The sequence below is a fragment of the Spirosoma litoris genome, from assembly GCF_054776755.1.
Genome location: NZ_BAAHBI010000015.1, coordinates 1 through 24137 on the forward strand (window position 1 = coordinate 1; position 24137 = coordinate 24137).

Below are 24137 nucleotides of genomic sequence, written 5' to 3' on the forward strand. Positions count from 1 at the left end.
TGTTGTTGACGAAGTTGATGCAAGGCTTCATCGGCCAGTTGTGAAAGGGGTGGCTGAAAAACTTGCCCATAGCGGGCTAGTAGGCTAGCATCACTACGGTCGGTCTTGCTGATGGACTTCAAGGTGGCGGCAAATCCCTTACTTTGGGCGGGCGTGATGATACTAAAAGGATGCTTGTGGAGGGCTAACACCCAAGCCAGCCGAGCCGAATACGTGCCTGTATGCTCGAAAATCAGGTGGCTATGGGGTGGCAATTGGATTACCCATTGCTCGATGTGCTGGACTTGGTTAGGCAGGGTTTGATAGCTCCATTGGGGTTGGCCTTTGTCGTCGATGCCGCTTTGGTGGCTGATGTGGAGGGTATCTTTGCTGACATCAATGCCGTAATACAGGGTTGTTTGGTCCATACTTAAAACGAAATAAGGTAAGTAGTGCTCATGCTGAGTACCGCACCGGCGGCCCGGATCATTGTGAAACGGGCTTTTTGCCCACTGAACTGTCCGGGTTGCATGAGATTGATTATCCAGCCTACCGATCATGACAACCGGTCTAGAAGACCATCCCGACGTAGGTATGAGCTGGACAACCAAAGATTATTTGTTCAAGGCAAACTTACAATCCCGACGTCAGGAGGCATGACAAAAAACTAGTATAATTCTATTCGTAAATCCTCCATAATTCACGTTAAAAATAAAAAGAGGGCTGCCCAGGCAGCCCTCTTTTTATTTTTAAGCTAAGAAATGAATACGAACTAGAAATTTGGATTCTTGGTCGCAACGCTTGTAGTTGTCGGATTCAGTACCGATTCATCAGCGGGTACATCCCAGTAATCCATGAAGTTATAGTTAATGGTCACGTTTTTGTTAACCACACCAGCGGTAGTCACTACCGTGTTTCCATAACTGCCACCACCATTGCTGATATCATAAGTCCAGCCCCAACGACGGTTGTCATAATACGATAAGCCACGGCCAAACAACGATACTCTTCGTTCCTTCGTTAGTTCGGTCAGCGCTTTCGAGAGAGTTAGGCCCGTGCCAGCTACAGCGGCAACACCAGCTCCCTGGTAGGTTCTTACCGCATCAACAAAGCCCAGGCCGGTTTCGATGTTGCCCAGACGCATGTTTGCTTCTGCCAGCATCAACGCGTTTTCTTCGTAGCTGCCCGCAATGTAGACCTCGTAAGCACCAACGTCCTTCGTACCATATACATACACGCCAGGCGCCCCGTTACCATTTGCGGTTATGCTGTAGCGGGTTGTGAACGTATAGTTGTTTTTGTAAGTCGTAGCGGTATTGAAATTGTTGGTAACCCGTTTGTCACCAGTGTTAAAGGACTGCATAAAACGCTCGCTGATTTTGAACGTCGTCGCAGTATTTACGCCCGTTGTCAGCGCAGCAACTGTACCGCCCGAAGCCGAGAAGAAATAGTTAGAAGCTGTGCTACGTCCCGTAAAGACCACGTCTCCTTTCTGAATACCACTCTTAGCCAGGGTTAATACACTATTCCAATCGGCAGTAGTCATCGCTGTGGTTGACGACTTCGTGATCTTGGCATCTGGATTTCCATTTACGAAAGGAGCCAGCTTATTAACCAGAATATTGCGGGCCAGCATCGTATTGATGTTCCGCTTCCACATATCGATAGTCGGAACACCGCCATTGCCTACTTGCGTAAACGAGGGAATGAGCTGAGATAAGATAGCCTGATAGTCGGTTGTACTGGTAACTGCGCCTAAGGTAGTGGCAGCCAGATTGAAATAATCATTCGACTTGCTGATAATGGCATCATGCAGCACATAATTGCCATCTGTCGTAACTGACTTATCGTCGATCAGACCCGCGTAATACATAGACCCGATAGAGGCATACGCGAAACCTTTCCACCAGTAAGCCCACGCTTTCATGGTATTGGCCCGGCTCGTAGCATCGCCCGAAAACTTAATGGTGCCTGTTAGGTCTAATATCTGGTTACAGACATTGTTCAGCGCATACATGTTCAGCCACTGATAGTAAATCGCGTTATTGCCCGCTCCGGTTGCCGCACGGCTATTGTATGACCGAATGATACCTATTTGCGGAGCTGGATTGGTCACTTTCGTACCATCATCGAGAATAATGTAATCAGGTACACCAATGGTAGTCACCTGGTTGTTCGATGCATCAGCCCCAACGTTGTCGGCCATCAGTTCACTGTAGCCGATCGGGAGCGAGAAGTAACTGTTTCCAAGCCAGCCATCGCCGTTATAAAAACCATTGATGTATACGCCACCCTGGGCAAATGATATAAGCCCGGTTTCTGTGTTAACATTGGCCGCTACTGTAGGAGCGTTCGGGTTACCTACATCCAGTTGGTCTTTACACGACACCCCAGCTAGCATAAGGGTCGTAAAACAAACGGTAGCAAAGAATTTATTTTTATTAATGAGTTTCATAGATAAGGACGTTTGAAATTAGAACCCAATATTCAGACCAACCTGATACGATTTGGTATTAGGGAGTGTACTGTGATCCACCCCACGGTCGAACGAAGAGTTCGAGCTACCTGAGCTGATTTCTGGATCGTAACCACTGTATTTGGTGAAGGTTACCAGGTTCCGACCTGTAAATACGATCTGGGCTTTATTGAGATAGGGTAATTTGACAACTTTGGCCAGATCGAAGGCAAGGGAGATGTTACGAAGCCGTACGAACGAGGCATCTTCTACAAAGAAATCTTTGGTTGCGTTGTTACCCGCGCCCCGTGTGCTGCCCCACAGGTTGTAATAAGCACTAGACCAGTAAGCAGGGAAAGCACCCGTTTTGCCATCGATAGTAACCTGTTTCGAAAAGTCACCACTGATGCCATCCCGATACATCCATTCTTTGGTTTGGTTATAGAGGTGGCTGCCATATACCCAGTCGAACTGGAAGTTTAACGTCAGGAAGTTTTTGAAACTTACGCCATTGATAAACGACATGTTGAATTTCGGGTTCGGGTTCATCAGCGGATAGGTTTCGTCCGTAAACTGAATCTGGTAATCCGACTTTTTCACGACACGGCCATCAACAATGGTGTAGTTATTCCGATCGGCTTCGCTGATATACTTTGTTCCGTCATGTCGGGTATAATCCAGGCTAGTTAACGCCTTATAGCCATATACCTGGCCAATGGGCTGACCTGGAGTTAATACCAATGCTGTGCTACCTGCATTTGAGGTTAAGATAATGTCGGCACCACCGGAGATGGCATCAATTTTAGAAATCTGATGACCAAAGTTCGTCGTGAAATCCCATTTCAGACCTGGCGATTTATACACTGGGATAGTCAAGGAGAATTGAACCCCGTTGGACGACATATTGATCGCGTTCGTCAACTGACCCGTTGACCCCAGAGAAGGTGGTACGCTAACCGTGTAAATTACGTTTTCGCTCGTACGCTTCCAGTAGGTGAAAGCACCCGAAATCGAGTTCAGCCATGCGCGGTTCGAGTTGCCACCAATGGTGAAATCAGTACCAATTTCCAGTTCTTTCGACACCTCTACCTGTAAGTTGGCATTCTTGGTGGTGGTTGGAACTGTGTAAACCAGACCTGGGCCCAGGTTTTGCTGGCTCAACACCGGATAGCGGTCAAATGCCGTTGGCTGAATACCCGCTTCACCATAGGCAGCTCTCAATTTGAAGTACGATAGTGTATTCGATATAGGGCTGTTTTTGAAGAACGATAATGGAGCAATATGGCCATCAAAGTGCGGGAATGTGAACGGCGTAGAGCCGCCACCAAAAGCTGAAGACCAGTCACTACGGAAACCAGCCGTAACACCGCCGTAATCACCAAAATCTACTTTCTGGTTGATCAGATAACCATACGTGATAAAGGGAGTTACGACGTCAGCCGCTACAGCCTGCGATGACGTTGCTGCAATGTTGTATGGTGGTGCTGTACTTAAACCCAAACCATACGTATCATATTGTGTAGACTTGTTCTTCCGATAGTCAAAAGAAATCTGGGTACTGGTTTGAATAGGCACTTTCAGATGGAAATCGTCCTGGAAGTCCGTTCGGATGTAGGCCGTTCCCAGGAAGTTCTGGAACGTGTTGTTGTACTGATAATTGTCGATTTCGCCCTTGTTGTCGGGAGCGTAATTAGACGCCCAGGACTGATAATATTCTGAACTGATATTCTGAGACTGGTTGAAGTAGGTCCAACGAGCCGTTTCGTTCCGGTAGTTGATACCATATTTAGCGTCCAGCTCAACAAATTTGTTGACTTTGTAGTTTGCGTTGAAGTTTTGAACAACATCGATTTTGTTGTTGATCGCATCGGTGTATTCAGCCTGATAGTAAGGATTACCTGCGTTGACGCTTAAGAAGTCGGCCGTTGGGTAAACCGGATATGTGCCATCTGCCAGCTTACGCGTCAGATCGAAGAAAGGCGATGTATTTAAAAAGCCATAAACCGAGCCAACGTTCCCGGCACCATTATTAAAAGGGGAATAAATAGCCCCCAGACCTGGCTTCATCGTATTTTTGGTATAAACCAGCTGGGTAGTCGACCGGATCGTAAAGCCTTTGAATAGCTCAGTACCCACGTTGGCCGACAAGTTGCTTCTGTCAATATAGCCGTTTTGCTTCGTAAGAATAGGCGAAGTCGTATGGTTATTCGCAGCCGCTATATTGAAGTCACTTTTTTCGGAAGCGCCGGAAATATTGATGGTATTGTTCGTTGTGGCTCCCGTCTTAAATACCTGTTTGAAGTGATCGTAGTATTTCAGATTTCCATTATAGGGAGTATTGGCATCGTTGCGAATATCCTGAATAGCATAACGAGTAGCGCCCCCATATTTATACGAAATACCAGTAATAGCGCCGTATTCAGTATAGTCTAATACCTTCCCACTTGCATCAACAATGTTACCGCTTGCATCAGTCAGATAGGGATGCAACTCAGCTTTGTGTACATTACCAGTATTGAGGAATTCATTGGCCGAATAGCTGGACGAAAAATTAACGGCTGTACGTCCTTTTTTGCCTTTTTTGGTAAATACCTGAATTACGCCGTTTGCTCCCTGAGCACCGTAAATAGAGGCCGAAGCGGCTCCCTGAACAACTTCCACCCGATCAATATTGCTCAAATCGAGCGAGTTAATGTCGGTCGAAGCTACCTGTACACCGTCAACCATGATAAGAGGCTTTGTACCGCCCTGTACACTGTTGATACCACGAAGCAGAATGTTGACGGGGTCGCCGGGGTTACCGCTGGTTGATGAAATTTGTGCGCCCGGAATTTTACCAATTAAGGCCTGATCGATGGAGGCCGTTGGTGTTTGGGGCAGGTCTTTAGAGGAAACTGATTCTACCGCAATACCGAGCTTGGCTTTGCTGGTAGCTACCCCGCTACCCGTTACAACAACTTCGGTAAGCAAACGTGAATCGGAGGCTAAGCTTACGTTTACCTCGGCTTCATTACCGAGTTTAATTTCCTGTGTTACGGTGCCTACAAAGCTGAAAATAAGTGTAGTGCCTTTTGCCGGGACGGAGATGTCGTAAATACCACCTGCATCGGTGGATGCGCCTTTGCTGGTTCCTTTGACGATAACCGATACGCCTGGTAAAGGAGATCCATCTTCTGCCGACGTTACTTTGCCGATTACCCTCCGCTCCTGAGCCCAGGCAGTGGTCCAGAGTGAGCATGCTAACAGCATACTCACTAATAGAGATTTCATCATAAGTTGTTAGTTGTTAAGTTAAGAAAAATGCTACTTTTCCCTAAAGCTACAGAATAATGAAAAAGCAGCATGTGTTTTCATCGAATTTTAATCTGCTAGTTATTAATTCTATTCAACTGAACGATTTCGGAATATTATTTTGCTTATATTGAATTATACGCTTTTTATGTAATGCCTTGAATTACTTACAAATTATCTACTTTATACTATATTGTAGGTATTTGTGCTTATAGGTGGGCATCGGTATTAAAATAATACAAGTATTTGCTGAAACACAGTTTAGCATTGATCAAGCTTAATTCTTACAGAAAAGCATTGTGGAAGCTTAAGCCTAAGTAAAATGGCTTAGTTTGAAGCGGAAAAACGTAGCCATAAAAAAAGAGCGCGGATGCCCGCGCTCTTAACAATTGATGGAGTCGTTCATTTTGGTTTTTCTTCTGCTTTAGGTCTAAGCGTACCTCGTGCAATAAGTTCGGGCTTCGATTTTGGGGTCGAGAAGCGTAGTAACATAGCCGTCGGAAATGATGATTTGGGCGGCCTTGTAATGACTAACTGGTAAGAACGGGTGCCAATAACCAGATTAGAGTAAGCCATCGTAGGGCTTGAGTCCTGTAATATTCCCCAATTGGCAATCGGTTCCTTGGTTAATAGCGTCTCGTCTTCCTCCGATAGAGCCGCTAGGGCCGTATCAGGCTGGAAATGTTTTCCGCTAACACTTTCAATCACCGAAATAACAGCTGGTGGCGTAGGTGGTGCGGGCTGGGTCTGGGCAGTTGCTACTCTTCCGAGAAGCAGCAACGATAATAGGCCAATTAGTTTTTTCATAACGTGAGTATGGAGTGGTTCTACAATAACTAAACCACGCCAAACTCATAACTGTTTCGCACCAACGATCTGACCATTGTCAATTCGCTGTACATACACCAGCACAGCAGTTTGGTCGGCAGTTAGGCCAGCGGGCAACGTGAGCGTTGTATTACCCGATTTTTTGGCTTCGTCAATGCTTTTAAATTCTCGAACAACGTTCATGTTAACTAAGGTGCGCCCACCGTTTTCGCCGTTCTTTACCGTTGTATGGGCTTCTTTCTGGACTAAGGCCACGTTTATGCGGTACGGTCCTGAGGAGGATAAACTGTAAGAGACGTTTACCTGCTTTGCGTCGTGACGAACACTACCATCTACGCCCACAAAGTCAGATGCCGATTGTTTTTGAATCGTTTGGATGGCCTGTTCAATTCGCCCGCGTTGACCGCCAACTACCTGCTGTCGCCCATTGATTACCAATTGAGGGGTATAGGTTTGAGAATTCAGCGATTTGTCGTACTGGCGTTGGCGATCGGTAAATTGTTTGGCACTAAATGGGTCTTGCCAACCCAGGCGATTCCAATAGTCGACATGAAACGACAACCCGTAGACTGTTTGGCCAGAACGGGTCGCCTGCTGGGTTATGTCCTGCAACGCTTTGTCGGCAGGTGGGCAGCTCGAACAACCCTGCGAGGTAAACAATTCCAGCACCACAACAGGCTGGACTACCAGTTTTGTTGGTGTGTCGACAGGTCGTGATGCCGTTATGACGAACGTAGTTAGAAGAATGAGTATGTAGTTCATGATGTGCTGATTTTATAATCCCACGTAATAATCATAGCCTCGCTCGGCCCAGAAATCGCGTGGGCGTTTGTCGGAGAAGAACATCCGACCAATGCGTTTCAGGTTTTTAACGCCGTACTTGACTGGAATAATCAAACGAAGTGGAGCACCATGGGGTGCTGTAATAGGCTGTCCGTTTAATTCATACGCTAATAGCGTTTGCGGATGCATGGCACTTTCTATATCGATGCCCACGTAATAGCCTTTATCGGGGGTTTCCAGACCAATATATTTATAAAAATCGTCTGGATTCTCGGGATTTGGGCCATTGCCACTTTTGGTACCAAGCTTATACTTAGCCAAAAAATCAGACAAGCGGGCTCCTCCCCAGTGCTGCACCTGACTCCAGCCCTCGATGCATTTGAACTCATACACCAGTTCATGTTTGGGCAGCGCTTTAATGGCATCAATAGGTAGCATAAGCGGTTGGCCCGATCCTGATGGATGGTCGATCTGCAATTGCCAGTCATCAGGGATGGGGCTTTTCAGGCCATCGTAGCCGTTGACGCGCGCTTTTTGTGCCGCTTCACTTACCGAAAATGTAGGTACTAAATGCGTATTGCTAAAATAGGTTCTGGCAACTTGTTCGTTGGCTTCCAGTACTTTCCGGAGGGGACGTTTAATGCCCTGAGCACCGGGACTTTTGGTGATCCATTCATAAACACCAACCGGCACGGTACTGGCCAGCGCAAACCAGCCAAACGATTTGATCAATTGCCGACGTTCGACCGATTCGGGAATATTACTTTCTGGAAGCTGAGGTTCTTTAGGCTGACTCATAATAGGGCAGGAGTGGGGCTTGGTACTGGTTCGATCGGATCGGCAGGCTGTGGGTCAATAGGTTGGCTATCTTGTGGCTCCGGCTTATGGGGTGGTTCTGCACCCCGTGGCTTAATTACCTCAAACCCTGTAACCATCGACTGGAAGTTTTGCCAGCCAGCCCGAATTACTTGCCCGATATGAATAAAGAAAAACAATACATAGCCTAGTGTAAGAATGAAGTGTTCTAGTCGGGCAGCTTTATAGCCTCCCAATAAACTCGTCAGCCATGAAAATTGGGTGGGTTTGTAGATGGCAAATCCCGTTAATACCGAACCAACTCCCATGAGCATAATCGAAAAATAGGCAATCTTCTGAGCGCCATTGTATTTGATAAAAGGTGGCTGTGTTTTACGAAGGCCCAAATCATAAAGCGTTACCTGAATCGCTTCCCGAAACGAGTGACGGTTAGGGACCAGATGGCGCCATTCACCCGAAATAAATGTGTAGCTAACATAGCACAGGCCGTTGAGCATGAATAACCACATAAACACCCAGTGCCAGGCCATCCCTTCGGCTAGTCGGCGAGGAACATTGAGGAATTTGTAGAAACCGTCAGGGAAAAACGAGACCAGCGTATAATCGCCAATCTGAATTTTATAAGGATCATAAGCCCAATAAATCAGCAATCCGCTCCAGATCATAACGAACAGAACCGGAAAGTTGATCCAGTGAAACCACCGGATAGCCAAGGGATGCTTGTGAACAATGCGTTTCATGTAGTGAGATTGCTGAGTGTTAAAACGGGGAAGCGTTGTATTTGTGAAATAACGAAGAACTAGGTGTATTAGATTGCCGATTCCGGTTTTGTTTGGGGAATGTTCTTAGTTTAGTACTCAACTACAGGAATTTACATGAAAAATCAGAGCGTATTTTCAGCGGCTGCTTTTAATAACTTACCCGACAGGCGCTCCTTAAAATTAGGATTAATGTATTCAAATTTAATAATGCCCTGTTGGTTGAGCAGAAAAACGGCCGGTACAGGCAGTAGCTTTTCGGTGTTTTTGCCATTGCTGCCTTTCTCAAGTGTTGCATCGTAGGCGGCAGGGGCTTTAAAGGCCAGCCCAAACGCTTTGGCCACGGTTAGGTCCGCATCGGAGAGAAGCGTGTACTTGAGTTGATTCTTGTCGAGAGTATTCTTTAGGTTTTCGGGACTATCGGTGCTGATGGCAATGAGTTGATAGCCCATTTTTTCCAGATCAGGTTCAAGCGTACGAAGTTCGGCTAATTGACGGCTGCAATAAGGACACCAGCCGCCCCGGTAAAACACCAGAATGGTTGGTTTTTCCGCAACTTTATTGAGTAATGAAATCGGGTTACCATCAAGCGATCTTGGATGAGTATCTGGAATGGTTTCCCCAATTAACAGAGGGCTGATATCTTCCGGCTTTTGTGGAATATCGATGCTCGTGGTAAACGCAAATAACAACGAAATCAGGCTGATGGAAAGAATACGGTTCATGATAGTTGTACGATTGATAGCTGACACAAAACTGAGGTCTTTTTTGTCGCCTTACCATAGCCGTACTGCCCATTCTGTTATCAATCCTTCCCGAAAGCCGTAAGTACTTCTTTAAATTCCGATGGTGGATAGCCTGTTTGCTTCTTGAAAAAACGGCTGAAGTGCGACACCTCCTCAAAGCCTAAAGCAAACGCCACTTCTTTAGTTGATTGATCAGTATATAAAAGTAATCTCCTGGCTTCCAGTATAATGCGGGCGTGGATAACCTGAAGTGGGCTCCGGTGGTTGTAGAGTGCAAACAGATTAGAAAGGGTTTTGGGCGATTTGTTTAGTAGGTTGGCATATTCGCTTACAGTATGGAGTTTTCGATAATTGATTTCGACCAATAAATTAAATCGTCGGACAAGGTCGAGATCTTTTTCGGTTAAGGCTCTATCAATGTGTTGATCTTTGGCTAAGCGAGTTAGTTTGATAATTAGACGCTTAAGTAGCATACGTAACATCTCTCCCTGAATGGTATCGTGCGTCGAGAATTCATCGTAAAAGACCGTCAGCAATGCTTCGAACTTACGTTGCTCCAACGTATCTATATCTAGAAAAAGGGGAGTTTTTGTGCCATAAAACAACAAGCCAGTGCAGGAAACTTCCTGGTCATGATCGACTATACAGTAAAATTCCCGGTCAAATTGCCAGGCCACAATCATTTCGGGTCGCTCAAACGAAAAAGACTGATTAAAAACGAGAGGTACGATTGATTGATTCGGAAACAGATAGGTACTGTTGTCAATGATAATCGACTGGTCGGGGCCTGTGTTCCAGGCCATTGTCAACAGTCTGCTATAATTCGCCTGCGCAAATTGACGTTCGAAATTTGGTTCATGGCAAGTTAAATTCAGAACCCCCTCGGTTTTAGGATCACAATAAGAGTAGCGCATATAGAGGTGTATCGGTATGGCCCGACTATTTTTTTGCCATGAATAATAATCGTTTACTAATTGGTCTTTAGAGGCAAATTGCCTTTGTCTGTTTTTGAAAAGCTTTTACTGGCTTATAGTAAGCAGCTTATCTGCCGGACAATATAGCACTATCGGTATTCGGATAGGGTAACCCTTGACAGCAAGATTTTTCGGCGATAGGCATAAAATCCTAACTTGCTGAAAAACTCATTATGTCTCTCCAAACCCTCGATACTGGCCTTTTTAAACTTGATGGTGGCGCGATGTTCGGCGTTGTTCCGAAACCGCTCTGGCAAAGACTCAACCCAGCCGATGAGCAAAATCGTTGTACCTGGGCTATGCGATGTCTATTATATGAACAGAACAACCGGCTCTTGTTAGTCGATACAGGCATTGGTAATAAACAGGACCCTAAATTCTTTGGGCACTATGATCTGCATGGCGATGCCAGTTTGCTCGACTCTATTCATAAAGCAGGTTATTCAGAAGCCGACATTACCGATGTGCTTCTAACCCACCTGCACTTCGACCACGTGGGAGGAGCGGTCCGGCGGGATGGAGAACAGTTAATGCCCGTTTTTCAGAACGCAGTTTACTGGACACATCCCGCGCATTGGCAATGGGCAACCAACCCGAATCCGCGCGAAAAAGCGTCGTTTCTTCGCGAAAATATTATGCCTTTGCAGGAAAGCGGACAATTGACTTTTCTGGAAGAAAATCCATTCCCGTTTACGGATATCGATCTGCATTATGTAGATGGGCATACGGAGAAAATGGCTTTACCGCTGTTTCGGATCAATGGTCGGACCGTTGCTTACATGGCCGATTTGATTCCCTCGTCGGCCCATATTCCATTGCCGTACGTTATGAGTTACGATGTTCGCCCGCTGCTGACGATGGATGAAAAAACACAATTGCTTCAGCAGGCAGCCCAGGAAAACTGGATTCTGGTTTTTGAGCACGACCCTACAATTGAAGCGACCACCGTTGAGTTAACAGAACGAGGGGCTCGAATCAAAGAGAGCGGAAAATTAAAGGAATTGTTGTAGCGCGGGTGGAAACCCGCGCTACAATAGCTACAAAATCAATGAGCTTAGACGTATGAAAATTGGTTTGGTATTATCGGGTGGGGGAGCACGTGGAATTGCACATTTGGGTGTTATAAAAGCGTTGCAGGAAATGGGTATTAGGTTCGACCAGATTGTTGGAACCAGTGCCGGGGCCATTGTTGGCGCACTGATTTCGCAGGGCTACACGCCCGACGAAAGTCTGAAAATTATTGAATCGTCATCGTTTATGCGCCATCTGCGCCCAGCCTGGAATCGAATGGGGCTCTTACGGATCGATACGGCTAGTGAACTCTATAAAAAATATATCCCACACGATTCTTTTGAGGGATTAAAGATTCCATTGCATGTTGTGGCCGTTGATCTGAATGCAGGGGAACAGGTGGTATTCGAACAGGGCGAGCTTATTCGGCCCATTTTGGCGTCGTGTTGCCTGCCGGGGATCTTTGAGCCACTCCTTATTAATAAGCGTCAGTTTGTAGATGGGGGTGTTCTGAATAATTTGCCCGTTGAGGTAATTGAAGATAAAGTAGACTTCCTGATTGGCTCACATTGCAATCCGTTTGGCATGACCAAACCCATACGCTCCATGCGCGGGGTAATTGAACGAAGTATCATTCTGGCCGTTCAGACAAAAACAAGAGCTAAATTTTCTCGTTGCGATGTGCTTCTGGAGCCTGCTGAGCTGGCAAACTATAGTCCTGCTGATGTTCGAAAAGCACGCGAATTGTTTCGTATAGGCTATCAATACACCCGATCGATGGCCGCTGATATTGAAAAATCCCTTTATCGGTCAACGACAGAGCACTCCTAATCCTGTATTCACATTCCTTACTAGGTCTTATAACAACAAAATGCCGGAGGCTCCTCCGGCATTTTGTTGTTATAAAACTCGATACCGCATAAACCGGCTCTAATTGTCAACCTAGACCTATTTCGTCCATTCTGGATAGGTTCTGCTAGTCAGATGTAGTGGTTATTTACTAGTCGACAGATTAATGCGAGATTAAATTTAACTAAATGGAACCACTATAGTTCGCCACAAACGGCAAACATCTTACCAAATAAGCCCAGAGAATTTATAGATAAACGAAAATGATTACTTACCTAAAGGTAAATAAGGAAATGTGGCTTAGAATCAGCTATATACTGTAGTAAGTATTACTCGTCATTATTGCTTGTAGGTAATTAAACGTGTTTTTTAAAATTAAGTATATTCTGCAATTATAATTAAAGAATGAAAAAATTGTATTCGGAATAATATTCTAAATAGTGACTTAAAAGCGAATTTATGTTGGTTAAATAGTATGAATGAAAAAATATTTGTATTGAATATTTTTGATACTACTTTTGCGTGTAGTTACATTTTACTTGGCCTAACTAAAAACGTAAATGAGTAGAATTCTATTAGTGAGTTTTCTGTTGGTAAGCTCAATCTGGTCCACAGCGTGGGCGCAGGAACGCAGAATCGTTGGCAAGGTGACGTCAGCGGAAGATGGTTCGCCCTTGCCGGGTGTTTCGGTCGTTGTTAAAGGGACGACCAAAGGGGCAAACACCGATGCAGGTGGGGTTTATAGTATCTCGGTACCTAGTGCGAAAGGCACTATTCTGGTATTTAGCTTCGTGGGGGTTACAACCCAGGAAATCAAAGTCGGAGGAGAGTCGGAAGTGAATGTGAGCTTAGTATCAGACTCTCGTCAACTTTCCGAAGTTGTTGTAACGGGGGTTGGGGTAGCTACCTCAAAAGCTAAGTTGGGTATTGCGGTAGAATCGGTTTCGTCAAAAGACCTTCCGCCAGCGCCAACGGCTTCTATCGACCAGGCTCTTGTTGGTAAGATCGCTGGGGCACAGATCGTAAGTGCCAACGGTACACCGGGTTCAAAAGCAAACATTCTGCTTCGTGGTATTAACACTATTAACCGTGGTACGGCCCCTATTATTCTGATGGATGGCGTTCAGGTGGGTTCTACCGATTTGAACAGCCTTGATTTGAATACGATTGACCGCGTTGAGGTTATTCAGGGTGCCGCTGCTGGTACACTGTATGGTGCTCAGGGCGCCAATGGGGTAATTCAGTTATTCAGCAAAAAAGGTAAAGACGGCCCCGCTCGCATTAGTTTCAGTAACTCGTACGCGACCAACTCGTACATCAATGCGGGTGGTGTTGCGCAGGCCGACAAACACGCCTTCGTAACCGATGCCAGCAATAATGTTATTGGCGTATCGGGTAAGCCACTCACCTTCGATCAGGCGACCAGTACCTGGAGTGAAAACGTTCAATATAATGCACTGGACGTGAACAGCACGGCCAGCAAAGCATACGATCAGAACCTGAAGTTCTACGATTATTACAAAATGTTTTTCCGCGCATCTGAAACGATCAACAATTCGATCAACATCTCGGGCGGAAGCACAAAAGCAGATTATAGCATTACGGCTTCTAATAGCTACCAAACTACGATCCTGAAAAACAATGGTGCGTATGATCGGAGTAACCTGGTAAGCAATATCGGGATGACGCTGGCTAAGAACCTGACGCTACGTAGCATTAGCCAGTTAGTCTATACCAAAAATACGATCAACACCTATGACCGGGCCGTATGGTACGACATTAACAACACTCGTCCATTCAATAACTACGATTATGTAGATCCAGATGGAAATTATGCCGCCTATTATGGTAGCGCTTCGGGTGTAAACGGCTATAATCCTAATTATCGCCTACAGTATCGGAACCACAAGGATAACAAAATAGACGTTATTCAGAGCATTGAATTGGACTATAAGCCCATCAAATACCTGGATTTGAATGCCCGTTATGGCTTGAACTACACGCAGGAGACGGATCGGTATTCGTATGCTAACCAGACCTTGAACCGGAACATCATTGCGAACGGAGCGGGTTATGCTACCTCACTGAATGCCAGCGATGCCAAAGGGGAAATATCTAACTACGAATACAAAACGACGTTCCAGAATTTCCTGGCTAGTGCATTTATTAAGACCGATTTCCAGGAAGACTTCAAACTGAATGTGCCAATCCGGACTTCAACGCAGGTTTCATTCGACTATCGGAAAAACAACTTTACCGAGTTTGATGCTTATGGCCTTGGTGTACCTACCTACACTCCGTATACCGCTGCGCAGGGAAGCACGTACCGGATTCTCGCCGATAACACGACACCGTTTGTAACCTATGGATACCTGATCAACCAGCATATTGAATACGGTGAACTGTTGGGGGTTACCGGTGGTTTCCGGTCCGATTATTCATCCGCTTTTGGTCGTGGTTCAACGCCATTTACGTTCCCGCATGCGGATGGTTATGTTCGTCCTTCGTCGCTTTCGTTCTGGCAGAATAGTGCATTGGGTACCTATGTACCTGAGTTTAAACTGCGTGCTGCTTATGGTGAGGCCGGTATTCAGCCTAAGCCATTCGACCGTTATGTAACGCTGGGTACCCGTACGTTTGGTACCAACAACGTATTCTATAACACCGTAACACAAAGCAACCCAGATTTAGGCGTAGAGGTATCCAAAGAAATGGAAATTGGAACGGACTTCTCAGTTAAAGGTGGAAACGGTGACTGGCTAAAGAAACTGAACTTCTCGTTCAGCTACTGGAAGCGCTCTACGGATAACGCTATCTTCAACGTAAACTCGGCTCCAACGAGTGGTATCGGTACGGTTAAAGACAATGCCTTCTCGCTGTCGTCGAATGGAACCCAATTCTCGTTGAATGCTACCGTATATCGTGGTAAGAGCTTCACCTGGAACTTGACGACCAACTTCGGCCATCAGTCATCTCAGATCGATGCTGTAAAAGGGAATCAGCAGATTGTCGTAACGTCAAGTGCGGGGAGTACTAACTACGTTCTGAAAGCAGGACAGAAAATTGGTCAGTTGTTTGGTTTTGTCGCTATTCACAGCCTCGACCAAATTCTGCCCGACGGTACCGCTGCTATTGCCGAAAGTGCAAAAGCGAATTACGAAGTGGCCAGTAACGGATTTGTGGTGAACAAAACGACCAAACAGCCTCTCTTCAGCTCGGGTCAATACAGCTTTGGTGATCCAAACCCAACGTTTGTTTCATCGTTCATCAATGATGTTTCGTTCCGTGACATCGTAACCTTGAATTTTCAGTTCGACTGGACATCAGGCAGCCACTTGTATAACCAAACCAAAGAATGGATGTACCGCGATGGTATCCACAAAGACTACGTGAACCCAATCACCATTAATGGCGCAACGGGTGCGTGGACCGCTTTCTATCGGGGTGTTTATCAGGCTGGAGCTAACAATGGTACGAAAGATTACTTCTACGAAGATGCTTCTTTTGTTCGCCTGCGTAACGTCGCTCTGGGTATTGAGTTAACGAAGCTGATCAAGTTGCCAATGAACCGCCTGCAAGTTGTGTTTAGTGGTCGTAACCTGCTGACATTTACGAAGTACACAGGTTTTGATCCTGAGATCAATTCAGGTCAAACGACGGGCTCGAATTTAGCGAGTGGCGGTGGTGAAAACTCTGCATGGGACCGGGGTACAGATCATAACACAACCCCGAACAACCGGTCCTATCAGATATCTCTCAACTTTGGTTTCTAATTTTTTACCAGCAAGAACAACTTCATGAAACGATATATAATAAGAACAACAGTTCTGTCCTTCGCTCTGGTTAGTTTACTGGGAGCCTGTAAGGAACAACTGGATGTCAAAAATCCGAACCAACCCACTCCAGCCAGCGCGTCTACAGAAACCGGAGTCATTGCACTGGCTCAGGGTAGTGTTTACATCAATGGATTCCGGGATGGTATCAAATACAGTGACGGTATCCCAGGTTACTTCTGGACCGGTGCGGTTGGATTCCATGAACTAATGGCCGACGTAGTGGGTGAAGAAGCCGCTAACGTATACGGTAACCAGATTGGTATGCCCGACGCCGTTACCCTGGATGATGGTACAAAAGTGCTTAACCCCAGCGCGATTAATACCCAAATTGCCCTGATTCGTACGATCAACACGAATGCCAATGCGGGAGCCAACCCCTTGTTCTACGAGTGGGGATATATGTACAATCTGAACAATTCGATGAATAACGTAATCGATATTACGAATTCAACAACGTTCTCGAATGATGCTTCGGGTGCTAAAAAGAATACGATTTTGGCCTGGGCTTACTGGTGGAAAGGGTTTGCCTATTCGCGGATTGGCTCGATGTATTATGCAGGTATCATCAATGACAAAACGGGTGCTACCAACGGAAACTATGTAGCCAAAGAAAAGATCATTGACGAAGCAACGAAGAACCTCGATAAGGCAGCCGCATTACTGACCACCATTGGCACCGATGCGAACTACACGCCGACACTTACCGCGTTGATTCCAACGTTCAATCAGGTGGGCAAAGGTCTTCCGCCAACAACCGATATGTGGAAACGGAGCATCAACACGCTCAAAGCCCGTAATATTCTGGTAAACACCACGACTGCCGCTATGACGGCCGCTCAGTGGGGACAAATTCTGACCCTGACCAACGATGGTGTAAAATCGACGGATAATATCTTCACCGGTCGCTCGACCGACAACGCTGATTTCATTTCTGCCGTAAACGGTAGCATGGCCGCCAAATCGACGGGTACACCGGGTACGGTTACCTATAAAATTAGCGAGCGTCTGATCCAGGATTTCCCGACAGGCGACAAACGGTTGACGAATAACTTTACCCAACTGGCGGCTCCTGCACTGTTCAACTCCGACCGAGGTAACTCGTTTAACACCCGTTGGCAGTTAGTGAGTGGTGGTAAAGGTCAGTCAGGTGTGGTTGTATTGAGCAACCTGAACGTGGGCGCTTATGAGCTAACCCTTGCCAGCACGTATGAAGAAAACGAATTGATGAAAGCCGAAGCCAAAATTTATACCGGCGATATTGCTGGTGGATTGGCCTCAATTGATGCGGTTCGTACATTCCAGGGGGCAGGTCTGGCTACCCTGAGCGGACTGGATCTGGCTGCGGCTAAAGAAGAACTTCGCAAAGAGCGTCGGGTGGGTCTGGTTTTCCGTGGCTTGTCGTTCTACGATGCCCGTCGTTGGGAAGTAATTACCAAAGGTCGGACAGGGGCTGTTGTTGTTGATAAAGCGGGTAAGGTTAGCACCAATGCTACGATCACCTACAACTTCCTCGATTATTGGGATGTCCCCGATAACGAATTAGCCTACAATCCTGCGGCCTCGGGTAGTGCTCCGGTAAAGAATCCAAAGTGAGTAAATAGAGAAAAGTGCTAGCGTCCAAGGCTCCCTGCTTTTAGCGGGGAGCCTTTTTTTAGTGTAAAGGCTTGACTGTTAAATGGCTTGATTGAATTTGTGATACACCATGCATCGGATAGCGAACAACTAGCGTATAGGCAAAGGGAAATAATTTGCTGAAAAGTCAGAACAAGGGCTTATTTCGATTGCATTACGCTGGAGAACCATTGAAAAAAGAACCCCAAAGGCAGGATTCGCCAATCAGTGGATTTATACGATGTGGATATATTTTTCGTTTGAAAAAATAGTAGTTTGCAACAGCTAATCAGTATCTTGTTTTCCCGTTAAGATTGTCTCAACCTTAAATGCTTTTACTTGGAGTATAACCTATACATGAGAAAATTTTATAGTATTCTCTGGTCAGCTCTCCTGATTATGTTGCCGGGCTATCTGTTGGCTCAAGGGCAGCGTATAACCGGTAGAGTTACATCTGCCCAGGATGGGCAGACCTTACCGGGCGTAAACATTGTTGTAAAGGGGACAACAAACGGGGTTAGTACCGACGCAAATGGGAATTATAGCATCGTTGTACCTACTGGCAACGCTACGCTGGTACTTACCTCCATTGGGCTTAACACGCAGGAAGTAGCGGTAGGCAACCGTTCTGTTGTGAACGTTGTCATGCAGGAAGCCCTGAATGAATTGAGTCAAGTTGTTGTAACCGGTTATAACACAACTCAACGCAAAGACATTACCGGCTCAATCACCTCTATTTCTCCTGAAAAGTTTAAGGATATTCCCGTTATGAGTTTCGATCAGGCGCTACAGGGACAGGCGGCTGGCGTACAGGTTACACAATCGTCGGGTACACCCGGTGGCGGAATTTCGGTGCGGGTTCGAGGAAACACCTCCATCTCGGCTTCTAACCGACCTTTATACATTGTTGATGGGGTGCAGGTGCAAAATGGTTCATTAACGACTGGCTACGGTGGACAGAATGATAACGCATTAGCACTCCTTAACCCAAACGATATTGAATCCATTCAGGTGCTGAAGGATGCTTCGGCAAAAGCTATTTATGGGTCACGGGCTGCCAATGGTGTTGTATTGATTACTACGAAACGCGGGAAGGCCAATCAAAAAACAACTATCACGGCCGATGTACAGCGAGGTCTGACCGAGATTGTTAAGCGTCCCAGCTTACTAAATTCGACCCAGTTGCTTGAATTACAGCGTGAAGCCGTCATCAATGCCGGACAAGACCCCGATAAGCTAGGGTTGATTAAAGGGGTGACCGATGGGGTCAATACAAACTGGCTGGATATGATATTGCGGAAAGGCGTCTATCAGCAATACCAGGTATCGGCGCAGGGTGGTAATGAGCGTACTCGCTTTTATGTAAGTGGTAATTATCGGGATGAAGAAGGGGTATTATTAAACAACCGCTTTACCCGGCTGAGTGGGACGATGACTCTTGACCATAACGCTACGGCGAAACTGTCATTTGGAACTAACATTACGGTATCAAGAGCACTAAACAAACGTGTTTTAGGCGATAACGCCCTGAATGGTGTGTATTCGGGCGCTACCCGTAGCTTACCGTACTACTCACCTTACAATGAACAAGGATTATTGTACGGTCCCACCGATGCAAACTATCCGGGCTTCCCAAACTTTAACCCCGTAGCCGAAGCGGTGTTACCCCGGCAAAATGTATTGACCACCAAAATGCTAGGTGGAGCCTATGTGCAATATGAGTTTTTGCCCAACCTGCGATTCCGGTCTAAAGCAAGCATTGATTACAACAGTGTAATCGAAGATATCTATGACCCTACCGGCACTGCTGTTGGGGGCTATGATACCAGTGTGGGCCAGCAAGGCTATGGTGAGTACAACACAAGTCTGGCGGCTACCTTTACAAGCACCAACACATTAACGTATAACACGCTGATCAACGAAAAGCATCGGATTAGTGCATTGGGTGGCGTAGAAATAATCAAGCGGACGAATAGAAGCGGATCAACAATCGGGAAGTATTTCCCAAGTAATGATTTTACCTATATCACGTCGGCAGGGGTTGTCAACGCGGGTAGCTCTGCTTTGGTATATAGTGGCCTGTTTTCTGGCTTTGGTGAGGTGAAATACGATTACAAAGAGAAATATTTAGTAACCGCAACGGGGCGATATGATGGTTCGTCGCGATTCGGTCCTAACCGGCAGTTTGGTTTTTTTCCATCGGGCTCGGTAGCCTGGCGGATTTCAGAAGAAGAATTTCTGTCGAATACCAGCTTCCTGAACGACCTGAAACTGCGGGCTAGTTACGGGTTTACAGGTAATGAACAAATTGGCAACTTTTTATTCCTGGGAACCTGGGCGGCTACAACCTACAGTGGTTCGTCAGGTTTAGGACCATCTACGCTGGCCAACCCCAATCTACAGTGGGAGCGAACCCGTGAAGCAAACCTAGGTATCGATGCCTCGTTCTTTAACGGTCGATTAAGTACGACAATCGATGTATACGATAACTTAACCGATAAGCTTTTATTCAATCAGCCGATTCCGCTAACCTCTGGATTTGGCGCTGTTCAAGGCAACATTGGTAAAATTTCGAACCGGGGGATTGAGTTGACCATTAACACGGTCAATATAAACAGTAATGGTCTTCGCTGGAGTACAGACCTGAATTTATCCCGTAATGAAAACAAAGTCCTTGAATTAGCGACAACTGAGCCGATTTATGCAGGCTATCAGGCTAGTGGAGCTACGGCAACCAATGTGGTTTTACCTGGCCAGCCATTGGGTACATTCTGGGGATTGAAATTCCTGGGCGTTGACCCCGCTACGGGTAATGCGATTTATGATGATAAGAATGGAGATGGCCGTATCACCCCCGACGATGCGCAGGTAATCGGTAATGCCCAACCAAAACTCTTCGGCGGATTTACGAACCGACTGTCCTACAAAGGCTTCGATCTGAGCATTTTCTTTCAGTTTTCGTATGGCAACCATGTAATGAACCTGACGAAGCAAACCTCGGTCAATACGGGTGCGTCACTCAATTTCAACCAAAGTACGGATGCCTTGAAACGCTGGCAGAAAGAAGGTGATATTACAAGCGTACCCCGTTATATCTATGAAAATACGTATAATAACTACCTGAGCAGCCGATTTGTGGAAGATGGCTCGTATGTCCGACTGAAAAATATTACACTTGGCTACAATGTCCCTAAAAAATGGGTAAGTAAGGTAAAACTCTCGGGCATTCGGGTTTTTGCATCGGCTTCCAATATCTGGACTTACACGAAATATTCTGGCCCAGATCCAGAGTTAAGTACCCTGGATGGATCGACAACGGCCCAGGGAATTGATTTTAATACCTTACCACAAGTGAAAAACACGATGGTAGGTCTAACTGCAACGTTTTAATGAGTCCCCTTTCGAACGATTGCTTCGGAAGCACTCCTATCTTAGCCAACATGAAGTCTTATATAACCTACTTCATACTTGTTCTTACAGTACTGACCTCCTGTACTGATGTGTTGGAGCCTACACCCTATGATATTCGTGTCGATGACTTGACATTGAAGACGGCGGGCGACGTTCCCTTAGTTCGAATCGGCTTATATAGCGCGTTTCGGGGTATGACTTCGTCGGTTGTTATTGCAGGCGATTTTACCGCCGATAACATTAAACATAATGGTACGTTTACGTCTTATCAGGAATTCGGGACGAAACAGATTACCTCGACTAACTCCGACGTTGCTACGTTCTGGGCGGGTGTATACCAAACCAATTATGTTGCCAATTTTATTCTGGAGCGTTTGCCTAATGTAACCGGTATAACATCGGATAGCCGAAAAGCCTTAACGGCAGAGGCTCGTTTTCTGCGTGGACTGGCTAACTTTTATGGCGTTTATACCTTTGGAGATATTCCGCTGGTAACCACCACCGATCAGGCAACAAACCGAAACATTGCCCGGTCACCTAAAGCAACTGTTTTAGCGGCTGTTCTGGCCGATTATACGGCTGCCCTGGCTGATTTGCCGGATGATTCATCGACAGGAGCTGCTTATCTATCAAAACGAGTCGTTCAGGCTGCGTTGGCTCGCTATTACCTCTATCAAAAAAACTGGGCACAGGCAGAGAGCTACGCGACACTTCTGATCAGTTCAGGTAAGTTTACGTTAGTGCCTGACTATACCAGTATTGTCAATGTGAATTTTACTGCCGAGTCGATCTTTGAAGTTGGTTACACACAGAACGACGATCCAGGTACATTGAACACGCTGTTTGTCAGCCGTCGGGAAGTTATTCCATCCGACCAGGTCGTTATTGCACTTAACTCAACTGAATCGGGTACCCGTGTTGCTACCATTGCCTTCGATGTGACAAAGCAGCAAGGGAATGACAATGGCTGGACGGTGAAAAAGTATGGGACTGCTATTGAAGGTAATGCTAATATCGTTGTGTTCCGCCTGGCTGAAATGTACTTGATTCGAGCGGAAGCGCGGGCACAACAAGGCAAATTGACCGGTACATCTGGAGCTATTGCCGACTTGACTGTGCTACGTACGAGGGCGAAGGGTGTTGCGGTAACGGCTGCGGCACAGGCTGATGTACTCCTGGCTGTTGAACGTGAACGTTGGTATGAATTGGCGTTTGAAGGGCACCGTTGGTATGATTTAGTACGGACAGGTCGGGCACAGGCCGTGATGTCGGCGTTTTCACCCAACTGGAATAGTCGTTATGAAGTATGGCCAATTCCTCAATCAGAAATTTTACGTAACCCAGCCTTACAGGGTGCTCAAAATCCAGGGTATTAATTCGTAACGTGTTTTACTAATTATGAGATACTATAAACTAAGCGGGTTGATTGGAATGGTTGTGCTTCTTGGCATAGCCCTGCTCGCCTGTGAGAAGAGTGACATCGACCGTACATTCGAAGGGCCCTATTTTGTGCGTTTTACGGATACGACACTAACCTATAAGGAAAGTTATAGCAAGCCCATTGCAATTGAGGTGCATAATGTTGGCCCCATACTAGACCAGCCCATTACAATCTCCTACACGATTAACGGCACGGCACGAGAAGGCAAGGAATATACCATTGTGGGCACCAAAGGCACTGTTGTGATACCTGCCAAGTCGAGCAAAGGCAATATTATGGTGCAGTTGATCAACAATGCGAATAATATTCTGGAATCGACTTCGCTGACCTTTGTGTTGACAGGTGTTCAGCCAAACACATTGCAAGTTGGTTTTGGCAAGGAGAATATCATCGGAAAAGCGTTAACGCTGACTATTCAGGACGACTGTCTGCTGGGCGGGTCTTATACGGGTAGTGGCCGTGTCGGAACAAAGACTTATGCTGTGTCTGATATTGGCATTACCAGTACTGATTGTAAGCAATATTTATTAAGTAACTGGAATGTTGGTCTAATCAACTTTGTGGTTGTAGGAAATAGCACCTTGTTTGGATTTAATGCCGAGCATCCGACACTCTCCTTTATCGACAATGGCGATAATTCACTTACCGTACCATCGCAAGCTAACGCTTCACTTGGAACCAACGGGGCCCTTAGTGGGACAGGGGCCTGGAACCCCCGTACCCGCCAGATTACGCTAAATCTTCAGGCTAAAGTTCGTATTGCCATGATTCGAGACACGGTGACAACCTATCGGGATACAACGCTTTTATTTACCCAGACCTACACGCCACAATAGCCACATTAACTTGTTAATCCCATGCGACAGTTTATACGTTTATTGCTAATTCCAGGTGTTGTTGGATGGCTATTGGGGGGATGTTCTGAGAAAATAGAACCCAAGCCGCTTACTTATTCGCAATTGCTGACAGGTACTACCAGTAAATCTTGGAAGATGGTATCAGCTCAGATTATTGATGATGGAGCTGCAGGAAATATTATTTCTACTGCTCAACTCAACGATTGTAGTACGGATGATGTGCTTACATTCTATGCAGATGCTGAGCATAAATTTGAGGTTACACAAGGTACAAACATATGCTATCCCAGTGAGCCTAATCTTTACGTAACTGATACCTGGACGCTCGTGAATGCCAATGCTACGTTGCAATTTTATATTCCAATCTTGAATGGCGTATATCCGTGGACTATCAAGAATTTGACAGCAAGTACGTTAACTGTCGAGTATTATTTTACGGATATTAACGCCAGTTATCGCTTTACGTTTAATCCGACGACTACCAAATAAGC

General features: G+C 46.0%; 17 protein-coding genes. 8 read left to right on the plus strand and 9 right to left on the minus strand.

Annotation, left to right across the window (positions count from 1 at the left end; translation table 11 throughout):
* The 9 genes from ACYVGR_RS11685 to ACYVGR_RS11725 all read right to left on the minus strand — a co-directional run.
* Positions 1 to 407: IS110 family transposase (locus ACYVGR_RS11685; protein WP_460956706.1), on the minus strand; the 407-nt coding region annotated here is incomplete at its 3' end.
* A 344-nt stretch (positions 408 to 751) separates the two neighbouring features.
* A complete protein-coding gene (locus ACYVGR_RS11690; protein WP_460956708.1) occupies positions 752 to 2434 on the minus strand; it encodes a RagB/SusD family nutrient uptake outer membrane protein in 1683 nt (560 codons plus the stop codon).
* A gap of 18 nt (positions 2435 to 2452) precedes the next feature.
* Entirely contained in the window at positions 2453 to 5707 is a 3255-nt protein-coding gene (locus ACYVGR_RS11695; protein WP_460956710.1) for a SusC/RagA family TonB-linked outer membrane protein, read from the minus strand.
* A 420-nt stretch (positions 5708 to 6127) separates the two neighbouring features.
* Entirely contained in the window at positions 6128 to 6532 is a 405-nt protein-coding gene (locus tag ACYVGR_RS11700) for a hypothetical protein (RefSeq protein ID WP_460956712.1), read from the minus strand.
* A gap of 45 nt (positions 6533 to 6577) precedes the next feature.
* Positions 6578 to 7315 (minus strand): DUF1223 domain-containing protein, encoded by a 738-nt coding sequence (locus tag ACYVGR_RS11705; protein WP_460956714.1) that lies wholly within the window; start codon positions 7313 to 7315, stop codon positions 6578 to 6580.
* A gap of 12 nt (positions 7316 to 7327) precedes the next feature.
* Entirely contained in the window at positions 7328 to 8134 is an 807-nt protein-coding gene (locus tag ACYVGR_RS11710) for a molybdopterin-dependent oxidoreductase (protein WP_460956716.1), read from the minus strand.
* Positions 8131 to 8892, minus strand: a complete 762-nt coding sequence (locus ACYVGR_RS11715; RefSeq protein ID WP_460956718.1) for a cytochrome b/b6 domain-containing protein — start codon at positions 8890 to 8892, stop codon at positions 8131 to 8133. Before ACYVGR_RS11715 ends, ACYVGR_RS11710 begins: the two co-directional genes overlap by 4 nt.
* A gap of 143 nt (positions 8893 to 9035) precedes the next feature.
* On the minus strand, positions 9036 to 9635 hold the full coding sequence (locus ACYVGR_RS11720) for a peroxiredoxin-like family protein (RefSeq protein ID WP_460956720.1): 600 nt from the start codon (positions 9633 to 9635) through the stop codon (positions 9036 to 9038).
* Positions 9636 to 9715: 80 nt separating this feature from the next.
* The gene (locus tag ACYVGR_RS11725) at positions 9716 to 10459 is read right to left on the minus strand and encodes an AraC family transcriptional regulator (protein ID WP_460956722.1); all 744 of its coding nucleotides are present in this window, start codon (positions 10457 to 10459) and stop codon (positions 9716 to 9718) included.
* A gap of 344 nt (positions 10460 to 10803) precedes the next feature.
* Between ACYVGR_RS11725 and ACYVGR_RS11730 the strand changes: the two genes are divergently transcribed.
* From ACYVGR_RS11730 to ACYVGR_RS11765, 8 genes are all read left to right on the plus strand, one after another.
* The gene (locus ACYVGR_RS11730) at positions 10804 to 11640 is read left to right on the plus strand and encodes an MBL fold metallo-hydrolase (RefSeq protein ID WP_460956724.1); all 837 of its coding nucleotides are present in this window, start codon (positions 10804 to 10806) and stop codon (positions 11638 to 11640) included.
* Positions 11641 to 11692: 52 nt separating this feature from the next.
* Complete coding sequence (locus ACYVGR_RS11735; protein ID WP_460956726.1) at positions 11693 to 12472, plus strand: patatin-like phospholipase family protein; 780 nt, start codon at positions 11693 to 11695, stop codon at positions 12470 to 12472.
* 578 nt (positions 12473 to 13050) lie between these two features.
* Positions 13051 to 16263: a SusC/RagA family TonB-linked outer membrane protein gene (locus tag ACYVGR_RS11740; protein WP_460956728.1), complete on the plus strand. Its 3213-nt coding sequence runs from the start codon at positions 13051 to 13053 to the stop codon at positions 16261 to 16263.
* A 24-nt stretch (positions 16264 to 16287) separates the two neighbouring features.
* Positions 16288 to 17919: a RagB/SusD family nutrient uptake outer membrane protein gene (locus tag ACYVGR_RS11745; protein ID WP_460956730.1), complete on the plus strand. Its 1632-nt coding sequence runs from the start codon at positions 16288 to 16290 to the stop codon at positions 17917 to 17919.
* Positions 17920 to 18294: 375 nt separating this feature from the next.
* Entirely contained in the window at positions 18295 to 21327 is a 3033-nt protein-coding gene (locus ACYVGR_RS11750; protein ID WP_460956732.1) for a SusC/RagA family TonB-linked outer membrane protein, read from the plus strand.
* A 50-nt stretch (positions 21328 to 21377) separates the two neighbouring features.
* Positions 21378 to 22724 (plus strand): RagB/SusD family nutrient uptake outer membrane protein, encoded by a 1347-nt coding sequence (locus tag ACYVGR_RS11755; RefSeq protein WP_460956734.1) that lies wholly within the window; start codon positions 21378 to 21380, stop codon positions 22722 to 22724.
* A 22-nt stretch (positions 22725 to 22746) separates the two neighbouring features.
* Entirely contained in the window at positions 22747 to 23625 is an 879-nt protein-coding gene (locus ACYVGR_RS11760) for a hypothetical protein (RefSeq protein ID WP_460956736.1), read from the plus strand.
* Between the two features lie 21 nt (positions 23626 to 23646).
* Positions 23647 to 24135, plus strand: coding sequence for a hypothetical protein (locus ACYVGR_RS11765; RefSeq protein WP_460956738.1), 489 nt, complete (start codon positions 23647 to 23649; stop codon positions 24133 to 24135).
* Positions 24136 to 24137: the final 2 nt, after the last annotated feature.